Origin of the sequence: Stenotrophomonas sp. CFBP 13724 (genome assembly GCF_014841975.1) — a bacterium.
Lineage (GTDB): Bacteria > Pseudomonadota > Gammaproteobacteria > Xanthomonadales > Xanthomonadaceae > Stenotrophomonas > Stenotrophomonas lacuserhaii.
The window spans coordinates 304,153-317,244 of the sequence record NZ_JACYUW010000003.1 but is presented as its reverse complement, the minus strand read 5'-3'; the positions used below and the strand labels follow the sequence as shown (position 1 = coordinate 317,244).

Genomic DNA, 13,092 nt, shown 5'->3' with positions numbered 1-13,092 from the left:
AGGCGTTCCAGATCCAGGGAATTCCATCCACAGCTTTCCCCCCCTGTTGAAGGGCGGTACTCCATAGGGTTTCGAGGCATTAAAACCCTTTGCATTCAAATACTTGAGTGTGTTTTCCCTGAATTCTGGCTCTACCATCACCACCAAGCTTTTGATTTATCCCATATTTTTTAAAGCATAGGGGCACGGAACCACATGCGTTTCACACTGCAGCGCGAAGCCTTTCTCAAGCCGTTGGCGCAAGTCGTCAATGTGGTCGAACGCCGCCAGACCTTGCCGGTTCTGGCCAACTTCCTCGTACAGGTGCACGACGGGCAGCTTTCGCTGACCGGTACCGACCTGGAAGTGGAAATGGTGTCGCGGATCGCAGTTGAAGACGCCGAGAACGGCGAAACCACCATTCCCGCCCGCAAGCTCTTCGAGATCATCCGCGCCCTGCCCGATGGCAGCCGGATCACCGTCTCGCAGACCGGTGACAAGATCACCGTGCAGGCCGGGCGCAGCCGTTTCACCCTGGCAACCCTGCCCGCCAACGATTTCCCGTCGGTGGACGAAGTGGAAGCCACCGAGCGCGTTGCGATCGGCGAAGCCACCCTGAAGGAACTGATCGAGCGCACCGCGTTCGCGATGGCCCAGCAGGACGTGCGCTACTACCTCAACGGCCTGCTGTTCGACCTGCGCGGCGATACGCTGCGCACCGTTGCCACTGACGGACACCGCCTGGCGCTGTGCGAAACCGATCTGGCCAAGCCCAGCGGTTCCAAGCGCCAGATCATCGTGCCGCGCAAGGGCGTCACCGAGCTGCAGCGTCTGCTGGAAAGCGGAGATCGCGAGATCGAGTTGGAAGTCGGCCGCAGCCACGTGCGGGTCAAGCGCGATGATGTGACCTTCACCTCGAAGCTGATCGACGGTCGTTTCCCGGACTACGAGGCCGTGATTCCGATCGGTGCCGACCGTGAGGTCAAGGTGGATCGTGAAGCCCTGCGTGCCTCGCTGCAGCGTGCCGCGATCCTGTCCAACGAGAAGTACCGCGGCATCCGCGTGGAAGTCTCGCCGGGCAACCTGAAGATCAGCGCGCACAACCCGGAACAGGAAGAAGCCCAGGAAGAGATCGAGGCCGAGACCACCGTCAGCGACCTCGCTATCGGCTTCAACGTGAACTACGTGCTGGATGCGCTTTCGGCACTGCGCGATGAGTACGTCATCGTGCAGCTGCGCGATTCGAACTCCTCTGCGCTGGTGCGTGAAGCGAGCAGCGAAAAGTCGCGTCACGTGGTGATGCCGCTGCGTCTCTGACGCTCGGTTCCACGTGGAACAGGAAACGCCCGACTGGTTCGGGCGTTTTTTTTTGTTGTTCCACGTGGAGCATCGTCGTTGGAACGGGTTGCTGGGATTAGACGTTCAATAGCTGCCGTCAGGTTCGAGGCAGCTGTCATTGAACGCCGATCGGCCGCCGGCAAGATCCGGGATGTTCAATGAATCTGGGCCGTCGCCGCCGCTTGCGTTGCCCTGCACTGTAGACGGCTATCCACACCCCTCCCGGGCCTCTTCGGAGGGTCTGCCAAGCTTTTAAATCTGGGTATAAATCTAAAGCATGGTGGTGATGGTAGGGCCAGATTTCATGTATAACTAGGTTATGTAATTGATTTAAAAGGGTTTATTGGCCTCGAAACCCCCCCTCAAATAGGGGGTCGGGCTGGGGGAATACCTGTGGATAGAATTCAGGCCGACTTGAAGTGCGTTTTTTATCCACAGATTGCCCAGTGGTTGTGTATAAGTCATCCAGAGGTTTTCCCGACCGGCTTAGGGGATGGTGTTGATTCTTTGAAATCTGAGACGGGCCGTGGGCTGGGGTCCGGCAGAATTCAAGGATTTCAGCCCCGCCACGTGGAACCGTCTCGGGGGACGGCCTTGGATTTTTTGATATCTGGTGGGCGTCGCGGGCTCAGACCCGTAGAACGCAGCCGATGCCGGCCCCCCACAGGGCGCGCCGTGGCTTCACGCCGCCGCCTGAGGGGAGCACTTGACCGATGCAGTAAGCTGGCAGATCGCTCAACTTCCCGCACCGTCGGTTCCGGCCGCGTCCCTCCATGCAGATCCGCCGTCTTTCCCTCCACCAGGTCCGTCGATTCGACGCGGCAGAACTGTTGCCGCAGCCTGGCATCAACCTGCTGACCGGCGAGAACGGCGCCGGAAAGACCAGCGTCCTGGAAGCACTGCACCTGATGGCCTACGGGCGCAGCTTCCGCGGCAGGGTTCGCGACGGTTTGATCCGCCAGGGACAGGACTCGCTGGAAATCTTCGTGGAATGGGACGAATCGAACGCCGAGGGCAGCGAAATACGCCGCCGTGCCGGTCTTCGTCATTCCGGGCAGGACTGGAAAGGCCGTCTGGACGGTGAAGACGTCGCGCAGCTGGGAAATCTGTGCGCGGCCTTGGCGGTGGTGACCTTTGAACCCGGCAGCCACGCCTTGGTCAGCGGCGGCGGCGAACCCCGTCGCCGATTCCTGGATTGGGGCTTGTTCCACGTGGAACCGGACTTCCTTTCTCTGTGGCGACGCTATTCGCGGGCCCTGAAGCAGCGCAATGCGCTGCTCAAGCAAGGCGGCTCGCCGCGGATGCTGGACACTTGGGACCACGAGCTCGCCGAGGCCGGCGAACCGTTGACCAGCCGCCGTCTCCATTATCTGGAGCGGCTACAGGTGCGGGCCGTGGAACTTGCCGCCGCGCTCGCCCCCCAGCTGGACGTGCAGTCGATGACGCTCAGCCCCGGGTGGCGTCGGCACGAGGTTTCGCTGGCCGATGCGCTGCTGCTCGCGCGCGAACGTGACCGACAGGCCGGCTATACCTCGGTTGGCCCGCACCGTGCGGACTGGAGCGTCGGTTTCGGGAGTATCCCCGGACGAGATGCGCTGTCTCGGGGGCAAGCGAAGCTTACCGCCCTCACCTGCCTGTTGGCGCAGGCCGAAGACTATGCGGTGGAGCGCGGGCATTGGCCAGTCATAGCGCTGGATGATCTGGGGTCGGAGCTGGATCGCAACCACCAAGGCCGGGTCCTGGATCGCCTGCTGGCAGGTCCGGCGCAGATATTCATCACCGCCACCGAGACCCCCGTGCCGCTGCTGGACCGCACCGATATCGCGCGGTTCCACGTGGAACATGGCCTTGTCACGGGTGTGCCATAGTGGTCCCCGGGGTACACCTGCCCGGCTGGTATAATTCAGGTTGGAACACCCCCTCTTTCTCGGCGCGCCATTCGTTGGCGCCCGACCTGCGGAGCCTACGGCGAGCGCAATGACTGACGAACAGAACACCCCTGCAAACAGCGGCACCTACGACGCCAACAGCATTACGGCGCTGGAAGGCCTGGAGGCCGTCCGCAAGCGCCCCGGCATGTACATCGGCGATGTCCACGACGGCACCGGCCTGCACCACATGGTGTTCGAAGTCGTCGACAACTCGATCGATGAGGCGCTCGCGGGCCATGCCGACCACGTTTCGGTGACGATCCATGCAGACGGCTCGGTCGGCGTGTCGGATAACGGGCGTGGTATCCCGACCGGCAAGCATGAGCAGATGAGCAGGAAGCTGGATCGCGAAGTCTCGGCAGCCGAGGTCGTGATGACGGTCCTGCACGCCGGCGGCAAGTTCGACGACAACAGCTACAAAGTGTCCGGCGGCCTGCACGGCGTGGGTGTCAGCGTGGTCAACGCGCTGTCGCAGAAGCTGACCCTGGATATCTACCAGGGTGGTTTCCATTACCACCAGGAATATGCCGACGGCGCCGCCGTGATGCCGCTTCAGCAGGTTGAAGCCAGCACCAAGCGCGGTACCACGCTGCGATTCTGGCCGTCGACCAAGGCATTCCACGACAACGTCGAGTTCCACTACGACATCCTGGCCCGTCGCCTGCGCGAGCTCTCGTTCCTCAACTCCGGCGTCAAGATCGTGCTGATCGACCAGCGCGGAGAAGGTCGTCGCGACGATTTCCACTACGAAGGCGGGATCGCCAGCTTCGTGGAGCATCTTGCCCAGCTGAAGACCCCCCTGCATCCGCACGTGATCTCGGTCGTGGGCGAACACAGCGGCATCACCGTGGAAGTGGCGCTGCAGTGGACCGATTCCTACCAGGAAACGATGTACTGCTTCACCAACAACATTCCGCAGAAGGATGGCGGCACCCATCTGGCCGGCTTCCGCGGCGCGCTGACGCGCGTGCTCAACAACTACATCGAACAGAACGGCATCGCCAAGCAGGCCAAGATCAACCTGACCGGCGATGACATGCGCGAAGGCATGATCGCGGTGCTGTCGGTCAAGGTGCCCGATCCCAGCTTCTCCAGCCAGACCAAGGAAAAGCTGGTCAGCTCGGATGTCCGTCCGGCCGTGGAAAACGCATTCGGCCAGCGTCTGGAAGCGTTCCTGCAGGAAAACCCGAACGAAGCCAAGGCCATCGCCGGCAAGATCGTCGACGCCGCGCGTGCGCGCGAAGCCGCCCGCAAGGCCCGCGACCTGACCCGCCGCAAGGGCGCTCTGGACATCGCCGGCCTGCCGGGCAAACTCGCCGACTGCCAGGAAAAGGATCCGGCACTGTCCGAACTGTTCATCGTCGAGGGTGACTCGGCAGGTGGCTCGGCCAAGCAGGGTCGCAACCGCAAGAACCAGGCCGTGCTGCCGCTGCGCGGCAAGATCCTCAACGTGGAACGCGCGCGCTTCGACCGCATGCTGGCCTCCGACCAGGTCGGCACGCTGATCACTGCGCTGGGCACGGGTATCGGCCGGGACGAGTACAACCCGGACAAGCTGCGTTACCACAAGATCATCATCATGACCGACGCCGACGTCGACGGCGCGCACATCCGTACGCTGTTGTTGACGTTCTTCTATCGTCAGATGCCTGAGTTGATCGAACGCGGCTATGTCTATATCGGCTTGCCGCCGCTGTACAAGATCAAGCAGGGCAAGACCGAGCTGTACCTGAAAGACGACCCGGCACTGGACAGTTACCTGGCCAGCAGCGCGGTGGAAAATGCCGCGCTGGTGCCGGCTGCCGGCGAACCGCCGATCGACGGCGTCCATCTGGAAAAACTGCTGCTGAGCTATGCCGGCGCACTCGAAGCGATTTCGCGCAACGCGCACCGCTACGATCGCCAGCTGCTGGAATCGCTCGTCGATTTCATTCCGATGGACCTGGAGCACCTGCGCAACGCACCGGCCGGTGAAGGCCTGGATGCACTGGCTGCCCGCCTCAACCAGGGCAGCCTGGGTTCGGCGCGCTTCAGCCTGGAACTGCAGGAACCGAACGACCAGCGTCCGGCAGCCGTGCTGGTGACCCGTCGCCACATGGGCGAAGAGCACATCCAGGTGCTGCCGCTTGCCGCGTTCGACGGCGGCGAACTGCGCGCGCTTTACCAGGCGGCCAACCTGCTGCATGGCCTGGTCCGCGAAGGCGCCACCATCAATCGCGGTGCCAAATCGATCGAAGTGACCAGCTTTGCCCAGGCACAGGCGTGGTTGCTCGAGGAAGCCAAGCGCGGCCGCCAGATCCAGCGCTTCAAGGGTCTGGGCGAAATGAATCCCGAGCAGCTGTGGGACACCACGGTCAACCCGGATACCCGTCGCCTGCTGCAGGTACGCATCGAAGATGCGGTTGCTGCGGACCAGATCTTCAGCACCCTGATGGGTGACGTGGTTGAACCGCGTCGTGACTTCATTGAAGACAACGCGCTGAAAGTCGCCAATCTGGATATCTGACACAATCGAAGGTTGCCGGCGCCCGGATCAACGTGGCGCCGGCGTTTCTCCTTCTGCTGCAGGATGCGCATGTCGACAGTCACCCCGGTACCACCGCCACCGCTTCCCGGCGCCTCCGCGCCCCAACCGCGTGCCGCCGGCTCACCGGTGGCCGGTTTCCTGATCGACCTGGGACTGGCGGCGCTCATCCTGTTCGGCCTGAGCCTGCTTGCTGGACTGCTGTGGGGCGCGGTGCAGGGCATGCGGGTCGGTGCGGAACTGGCCGCCAACGGTGCGCCAGCGCCGAGTCCGGATTCGATCGCCACCCAGCTCGGCCAACCCGGCGCGCTGGCACAGATCCTGATGGCCTTGTTCGCCACCGGCGGCGCAGCGCTGATCCTGTACTTCTGGCGTCGTCGTGCCACGCCTGCCGAACGTGAAACCTCCAAGCGCGCTCTGGGCCGACCGTCCACCTGGGGTTGGACACTATGGGTGGCGGCACTGGTCATCATCGGCAGCAACGGCATCGGCTTTCTGGCCAAGCGGGCCGGTATCGAGCCGGTCCCCACCAACCTTGAGTTGATGAGCAGCGCTGCAGCGCAATTCCCGGTGTTCCTGGCGTTGTTCGCCGTGGTGCTGGCGCCCGCGTACGAGGAATTGTTGTTCCGCCGCGTGTTGTTCGGGCGTCTATGGCAGGCCGGAAAGCCGTGGCTCGGCGTGCTGTTGAGCAGCCTTGCATTCGCACTGGTCCATGAGATTCCCGGAACCAGCGGCAACGGGCCGGCTGAAATCGCCCAACTCTGGCTGATCTACGGCGGCATGGGCGCCGCATTCTGCTGGCTGTACCAGCGCACCGGCACGCTCTGGGCACCGATCGGGGCGCATGCGTTGAACAACGCGGTTGCGATGACGTTGTTGATGGTCTTCGGCGCGACCTGAAAACGTGCCGCAATCCGCAGCGCATGCGTGACATGCGCTGACTGGATTGACGAAAACTTAAGCCGTTTGAGTGGACACTCCCTGTATGAACACGGGGATCCGATCCATGAAACGACTGCTGCTGGCTTTTACGATTACTGCGTTGCTGAGTGCGTGCGCCACGACCACCTCGCCCACCGGGCGCCGCCAGGTCGTCGGCGGGGTTTCGCAGGCCCAGCTGGACCAGTTGGGCGCGCAAGCCTTTGCTGAAACCAAGCAGAAGGAAAAAATCAGCACCGACGCCAGGCAGATCGCCTACGTGCAATGCGTGGTCAATGCATTGGTCGCACAACTGCCCTCGCAGTACCGGGGCGTGCGCTGGGAGACGGCGGTGTTCGCCGACAGCGAACCCAACGCCTTCGCATTGCCTGGCGGCAAGGTCGGGGTGAACTCGGGCATCTTCACCGTGGCCAAGAACCAGGACCAGCTGGCGGCCGTCATCGGCCATGAAATCGGTCACGTCATCGCGCGCCACCATGAAGAGCGCATCACTCGCCAGATGGGCGCACAGACGGGTCTTTCGGTGGTCGGCGCGCTTGCAGGCGCGGCCTATGGTGAAACGGCGGCCAGCGCGGTGAACCAATTCGGCGGCATGGGCGCACAGACGCTGTTCCTGCTACCCGGTTCGCGTACCCAGGAAAGCGAAGCTGACGTGGTCGGCCAGAAACTGATGGCCGAGGCCGGATTTGATCCCGCCCAAGCGGTGAACCTGTGGCAGAACATGATGGCCGCCAGTGGTGGCCGCAGCCCGCAATGGTTGTCTACCCATCCGGATCCGGCCAATCGGATCCGTGAACTGCAGCGCGATGCACCCGGCCTGCAAGGCGTGTTCCAACAAGCGCAGGCGGCGGGACGCAAACCACGCTGTAGCTGAATATCCGTTAATTTGCTGTGATGCAGCACAGGAAACGATTTCTCAGGTCGCATAATTCTGATACGTTTGGCGGCTCAGATTTTTCTGACGTCCGTCATTGCTGCCGCTACGCGGTCTGATCGAGGTGAAAGATATGCTCCGTAACCCCAAGCAAGCCCTGCTGACCATGCTGATTGCGACCACTGTCAGCGGTGCCGTGATCGCCGAGGCCACCGCGCAGACGCGTTCGGCCGACCGTACGGAACAGCGCGAGCGTCGTGGCAGCAGCAAGGCCGCTGCGGCCGAAGTGCTGTTCCCCAACGCGACCCGTAAAGAGCCGGGCATGAAGTCCTCGCCCAAGCTCGGCAAGCAACTGCAGAAGCTGGTAGACAGCTACAACGAGCAGAAGTTCCCGGAAACGCTGACCGAGGCCACTGCGATCCTGGGTAACAGCGCCGCCAACGAATACGACAAGGCGCTCGCCGCCCAGCTCGCTTCGCAGGCGGCCTACCAGCAGGACGACGTCGCCGCTTCCAAGCGTTACCTGCAGCAGGTGCTGGACGCCAACGCGCTGGACAACAACGGCCACTTCCAGTCGATGCTGATGCTGGCCCAGCTGCAGCTGCAGGATGACGACAAGGCCGTGCAGGCCCAGGGCCTGACCCTGATCGACAAGTACTTCGCTGAAAGCGGTTCGAAGAAGCCCGAGGAACTGGTTTCCAAGGGCCAGGCGCTGTACCAGCTGGAGCGCTACCAGGAAGCGATTCCGGTGCTGAAGGAAGCGATCGCTGCCTCGCCGGAGCCGAAGGACCAGTGGAACCAGCTGCTGATGGCCGCCTACGCCGAAGCCGGCCAGACCGGCGAAGCCGTGAGCGCCGCCGAGGCCGTCGCCGCCAAGAATCCGAATGACAAGAAGGCGCAGCTCAACCTGGCGAACATGTACATGCAGGCCGACCAGATGGACAAGGCCGCCGGTGTCATGGACAAGCTGCGTGCTTCGGGCCAGTTGACCGACGAGCGCGAATACAAGCAGTTGTATTCGATCTACGCCAATACCGAGAACAAGGAAAAGGAAGTAATCTCGGTGATCAACGAAGGTCTCGAGAAGGGCATACTGAAGCCGGACCACCAGGTTTACCTGGCACTGGCACAGTCCTACTACTACTCAGAACCGCAGCAGGTGGACAAGGCGATCGAGGCGTGGCAGAAAGCCGCTCCGCTGTCGCCCACTGGCGAAACCTACCTGAATCTGGCACGTGTCCTGCACAGTGAGGGCAAGATTCCCCAGGCCAAGGAAGCAGCGCGTCAGGCCAAGGCCAAGGGTGGCCTGAAGAACGCCGCGGATGCGGACAAAATCATCAACCTGAAGTAAGTAGGAATAACGCCTGAATGCCTGCGCGAAGCGTGCGCAGGCACTCAGGATTGGTATAAGCTTGGAGGTTCCTGCGGTGTCATGCACCGCTGATCAGGGATCCCGCCCCCGGGTATCCCGGCCCCACAATCGAGCTCTTGGCGCATGACGGAACAACTAGTCTTTCACCGCTACGAAGAAACTGAAGAGAAGGGCCTGAGCTGGCCCCGCATCTTCGGCATCGCGTTTGTTATCGCACTGCATCTGGCTGCCTTCATGATGCTCCTCATTCCTGCCGTCGCCCCCAAGGCCGCTGCAGAGAAGGAGCGCAACGTGATGGTGACCATCGTCGATGCACCGCCGCCGCCGCCTCCACCGCCGCCGCCGCCGCCGCCGGATGAGACGCCGCCGCCGCCGGTGAAGAACCTGTCGCCGCCGAAGCCGTCGCCGGTTCCGCCGCCGCCGCAGGCGCCGATCGTCGACGTGCCGGAACCGCGCCCGAACGATATCGTCACCCCGCCGTCGCCGCCCGCGCCGCCGGCACCGCCGACCTCCATCGAGGCCAGCGTCGATATCTCGTCCAAGAACATGAATCCCCCGCGTTACCCGCCGGCAGCATTCCGCGCTGGTATCCAGGGTGAAGTGATCCTGATCATCGATGTCGATGCCCAAGGCAACGTCACCAATGTCACGGTCGAGAAATCCAGCCGTAACCGCGACCTGGATCGCGCTGCAATGGAAGCTGCACGCAAGTGGCGCTTCAACGCAGCCGAGTCGGGCGGCAAGAAAGCCGCGGGCCGCGTACGCGTACCGGTCAATTTTGCTCTGAGCTGATGCACCGGGTGGCCGCAGGGCCACCCCGCTGATGGCTCTTATGATTAGCTACACCCTTCAACACCACACACAACAAAGGTAAGCGTCATGCTGCAGGAAATTTTCATCGCCGCTGCTGCCGGGGGCAACTCCAACGCCCTGTCGCAGATGGGCTTCGAGCACCTCATCCATGAAATGACCAGCCAGCCGGGCGACTTCGCAGTCTCCTGGGTGGTTCTGATCACCCTGATCGTGATGTCGGCCATGTCCTGGTACTGGACCGTGATCAACATCTTCCGCGCCAGCCGCCTGAAGGCTGCTGCCGACAAGGTCACCAGCCTGTTCTGGGATACCCCGAACGCGCAGGACGCCATCCGTGCGATGGAAGAACAGCCGGCTTCGGAGCCCTTCTCGAAGATCGCCCTGGACGCCGCACAGGCTGCCGCCCACCACCAGCGTGCCGAAGGCGGCGCAACCGGTGGCCTGGGTGAGACCCTGAGCCGTTCGGAGTTCGTCGATCGCGCCCTGCGTCAGGCCGTGACCCGCGAAAGCAACAAGCTGCAGTCGGGCATGACCCTGCTGGCCACCGTCGGTGCAACCGCTCCGTTCGTCGGTCTGCTGGGTACCGTGTGGGGCATCTACGGCGCGCTGATCAAGATCGGTGCAACCGGTTCGGCCTCCATCGACGCCGTTGCCGGCCCGGTGGGTGAAGCGCTGATCATGACCGCGATCGGCCTGTTCGTGGCTATCCCGGCCGTGTTCGCCTTCAACTTCTTCAGCAAGATCAACAGCGCGACCATCAGCCGTTTCGATACCTTCGCGCACGACCTGCACGACTTCTTCGCTACCGGTTCGCGCGTCCGCTAAGGACGCGCTGTACCCGGCACGAAGGTAGTTCACACCGATCTAGACGGAGCCCGTTATGGCTTTCAGTAGTGGTAACAGCGGCGGCCCCATGGCCGACATCAACGTTACGCCCCTCGTGGACGTGATGCTGGTGCTGCTGATCATCTTCATCATCACGGCGCCTCTGATGTCCCACAAGGTCAAGGTCGAGCTGCCCGAAGCCAACCTGATCCAGAACCCGGACGATGCCAATGATCGTAAGGGTCCGATCACGCTGGCAGTGAAGGAAGACGGTTCGATTTTCTGGAACGATGAGGAAATCGACCGTGGGACGCTTGAGTCCCGCCTTTCCACCGCGGCCCAGCAGACCCCGCAGCCGCCGTTGAACCTGCGTGGTGACCGCACGACCAAGATGCGCGTCATCAACGAGCTGACCAAGGTCGCGCAGGAACAGGGCATGCTGGACGTCGGCTTCGTTGCGACCAAAGAGAAGGGGCAGTAAGCCATGGCATTCAGTTCTGGTGGTGGCAAAGGCCCCATGGCGGATATCAACGTCACGCCCCTCGTGGACGTGATGCTGGTCCTGCTGATCATCTTCATCGTGACCGCGCCGATCATGACCTACCCGATCGCCGTGGATCTGCCGCAGCGTGTGCTCAACCCGCCCCCGGTGACGGTTGAACCGCCGCCGCCGGTCGAGTTGCGCGTCGATGCGAGCAACCAAGTGTTCTGGAACAACAGCCCGGTCGCCGTGACCGAACTGCAGCAGCGGATGGAACAGGAGGTCCAGCGTGACCCGACGAACCAGCCGGAACTGCGGATCGACGCGAGCCCGGACTCGGAGTACGACGTGATGGCCAAGATCCTGGCCGCCTCGAAGAACGCCCAGATGAAGAAGATCGGTTTCGTACAGCAGTAAACGCTACACGCAGTCCGCACTCATGACGCGACTGGAAAACGCTCTCGGAAACGGGGGCGTTTTTTTATGCGCGCCATCGGCCCCGCATGCTCGCGTATCATCCGCCGATGATTGCCTTCTTCGACGCGCTGCGACACTGGCTTGATGCCATTCCCCACCTCGGCAAGGGCCTGGCGATCGCCTATGTGCTGTACCTGATCGGCCTGACCGGCTGGATCATGCTGCAGAAACGCGAGCCGGTGGCCACGCTCAGCTGGATACTTTCGCTGGCGGCGCTGCCGTACATCGGGCTTTTCATTTACTACCTGCTGGGCCCGCAGAAAGTAAAACGGCAACGCCTGCGCCGCGGCCGTTCGCGTTCCGGCATGGAGCATTACAGCAGCGTCTGCCCACCCGATGCGGACTGCACCGAACTGGCGGCCATCGGCCAGGCCACCACCGGGCTGGCACCGAGCAGCGCCACTGAAGTGGAATGGCTGGTGGACGGCGCGGCAACCTATGCCGCCCTGCTGGAGGCGATTGCAGAAGCGCGCGACCACGTGAATCTGGAGTACTACATCTTCGAACCGGACCACACCGGGACCGCCGTGCGCGATGCACTGGTGGCCGCAGCACAGCGCGGCGTGCAGGTCCGGCTGCTGCTGGACGCGGTGGGCGCCGGAAACATCCGTGCGCGCTTCCTCAAACCGCTGCTGGACGCCGGTGGCGAGGCCGTGTGGTTCCATCCACGGCAGCTCCTCAAGCCCTTCAAGCGGCCCTGGTTGAACCTGCGCACGCACCGCAAGCTGGTGGTCATCGATGGCCTGCTGGCGTTCACCGGCGGCATCAACATCACCGACGAAGAGAACGAACAGCGCGACCCGAATGCCTACCGCGACCTGCACATGCGGTTGCGCGGCCACGTGGTGCGCAGCCTGCAGCTGGTCTTCATGGAAGACTGGCTGTACGCCAGCGGGCAAGACGCCCAGCAGTTCGACCAGGCGCGGCTGTGGCCACGTGAAACGCCGAGCCGCGACGACGGCAGCATCAATGCGCAGGTGCTGGTGTCTGGCCCGGATTCCGGTTGGGAAACCATCCATCGCCTGCACGTGGCGGCGATCCACGAAGCCAAGCACCGCGTGTGGCTGGTGACGCCCTACTTCGTGCCCGGCGAAGCCGCACGCATGGCGCTGACATCGGCCGCATTGGGCGGACTGGAAGTGCGCCTGCTGGTGCCGAAGATGAGCGACTCGTGGTTCGTAACCCAGGCCGCGCGCTCCTACTTCGACGAGCTGCTGCAGGCGGGGGTGAAGATCTACGAATACGGCCCGCGCATGCTGCACACCAAGGCCTTCATCGCCGACGACGAGGTCTGCATCGTCGGCACGGCGAACTTCGACCATCGCAGTTTCCGGCTCAACTTCGAACTGTCCATGCTGCTGCGCGACAAGGACCGCGTGGCCGAGCTGGCCGGCATCCTGGACCATGAGTTCGACAGCGCCACCCGCGTCCACAACGAACGCAACCGCGGCCTGTGGCGGCACCGCCTGCCCGAAGCCTTCGCCCGGCTGGCCTCGCCGCTGTTGTGACAGCAGCGCTACACTGCGCGCTTCTGTCACC

The 13,092-nt window shown here is 63.0% G+C and carries 11 protein-coding genes; all 11 read left to right on the top strand.

Going from position 1 to position 13,092, the window contains the following annotated elements:
* Window positions 1-195 precede the first annotated feature (195 nt).
* The 11 genes from dnaN (at window position 196) to cls (ending at window position 13,061) form a co-directional block, all read left to right on the top strand.
* Window positions 196-1,296 carry a DNA polymerase III subunit beta gene (gene dnaN / locus IFT63_RS14900; RefSeq protein WP_192084920.1) on the top strand — a complete coding sequence of 367 codons (1,101 nt, stop codon included), beginning with the start codon at window positions 196-198 and terminating at the stop codon, window positions 1,294-1,296.
* A 794-nt stretch (window positions 1,297-2,090) separates the two neighbouring features.
* A complete protein-coding gene (gene recF / locus IFT63_RS14895) occupies window positions 2,091-3,185 on the top strand; it encodes a DNA replication/repair protein RecF (RefSeq protein WP_192084919.1) in 1,095 nt (364 codons plus the stop codon).
* A 109-nt stretch (window positions 3,186-3,294) separates the two neighbouring features.
* Complete coding sequence (gene gyrB / locus IFT63_RS14890) at window positions 3,295-5,754, top strand: DNA topoisomerase (ATP-hydrolyzing) subunit B (RefSeq protein WP_182656596.1); 2,460 nt, start codon at window positions 3,295-3,297, stop codon at window positions 5,752-5,754.
* Between the two features lie 69 nt (window positions 5,755-5,823).
* On the top strand, window positions 5,824-6,672 hold the full coding sequence (locus tag IFT63_RS14885) for a CPBP family intramembrane glutamic endopeptidase (RefSeq protein WP_192084918.1): 849 nt from the start codon (window positions 5,824-5,826) through the stop codon (window positions 6,670-6,672).
* A gap of 106 nt (window positions 6,673-6,778) precedes the next feature.
* Window positions 6,779-7,585: a M48 family metallopeptidase gene (locus IFT63_RS14880; protein ID WP_101098165.1), complete on the top strand. Its 807-nt coding sequence runs from the start codon at window positions 6,779-6,781 to the stop codon at window positions 7,583-7,585.
* Window positions 7,586-7,718: 133 nt separating this feature from the next.
* Entirely contained in the window at window positions 7,719-8,936 is a 1,218-nt protein-coding gene (locus IFT63_RS14875) for a tetratricopeptide repeat protein (RefSeq protein ID WP_192084917.1), read from the top strand.
* Between the two features lie 255 nt (window positions 8,937-9,191).
* A complete protein-coding gene (locus IFT63_RS14870) occupies window positions 9,192-9,749 on the top strand; it encodes an energy transducer TonB (RefSeq protein WP_182656635.1) in 558 nt (185 codons plus the stop codon).
* A gap of 87 nt (window positions 9,750-9,836) precedes the next feature.
* Window positions 9,837-10,595, top strand: coding sequence for a TonB-system energizer ExbB (exbB, locus tag IFT63_RS14865; RefSeq protein ID WP_042612136.1), 759 nt, complete (start codon window positions 9,837-9,839; stop codon window positions 10,593-10,595).
* A gap of 55 nt (window positions 10,596-10,650) precedes the next feature.
* Complete coding sequence (locus tag IFT63_RS14860) at window positions 10,651-11,076, top strand: biopolymer transporter ExbD (protein ID WP_042612135.1); 426 nt, start codon at window positions 10,651-10,653, stop codon at window positions 11,074-11,076.
* 3 nt (window positions 11,077-11,079) lie between these two features.
* Entirely contained in the window at window positions 11,080-11,493 is a 414-nt protein-coding gene (locus tag IFT63_RS14855; RefSeq protein WP_042612134.1) for a biopolymer transporter ExbD, read from the top strand.
* 107 nt (window positions 11,494-11,600) lie between these two features.
* Window positions 11,601-13,061 carry a cardiolipin synthase gene (gene cls, locus IFT63_RS14850; protein ID WP_192084963.1) on the top strand — a complete coding sequence of 487 codons (1,461 nt, stop codon included), beginning with the start codon at window positions 11,601-11,603 and terminating at the stop codon, window positions 13,059-13,061.
* The last annotated feature ends 31 nt before the right edge of the window (window positions 13,062-13,092 follow it).

Coding starts and splice junctions, on each gene's coding strand:
- IFT63_RS14885 (WP_192084918.1), top strand. CDS start 5,824: ATGTCGACAGTCACCCCGGTACCACCGCCACCGCTTCCCGGCGCCTCC.
- cls (WP_192084963.1), top strand. CDS start 11,601: ATGATTGCCTTCTTCGACGCGCTGCGACACTGGCTTGATGCCATTCCC.
- IFT63_RS14860 (WP_042612135.1), top strand. CDS start 10,651: ATGGCTTTCAGTAGTGGTAACAGCGGCGGCCCCATGGCCGACATCAAC.
- exbB (WP_042612136.1), top strand. CDS start 9,837: ATGCTGCAGGAAATTTTCATCGCCGCTGCTGCCGGGGGCAACTCCAAC.
- IFT63_RS14855 (WP_042612134.1), top strand. CDS start 11,080: ATGGCATTCAGTTCTGGTGGTGGCAAAGGCCCCATGGCGGATATCAAC.
- IFT63_RS14870 (WP_182656635.1), top strand. CDS start 9,192: ATGATGCTCCTCATTCCTGCCGTCGCCCCCAAGGCCGCTGCAGAGAAG.
- gyrB (WP_182656596.1), top strand. CDS start 3,295: ATGACTGACGAACAGAACACCCCTGCAAACAGCGGCACCTACGACGCC.
- IFT63_RS14875 (WP_192084917.1), top strand. CDS start 7,719: ATGCTCCGTAACCCCAAGCAAGCCCTGCTGACCATGCTGATTGCGACC.
- recF (WP_192084919.1), top strand. CDS start 2,091: ATGCAGATCCGCCGTCTTTCCCTCCACCAGGTCCGTCGATTCGACGCG.
- IFT63_RS14880 (WP_101098165.1), top strand. CDS start 6,779: ATGAAACGACTGCTGCTGGCTTTTACGATTACTGCGTTGCTGAGTGCG.
- dnaN (WP_192084920.1), top strand. CDS start 196: ATGCGTTTCACACTGCAGCGCGAAGCCTTTCTCAAGCCGTTGGCGCAA.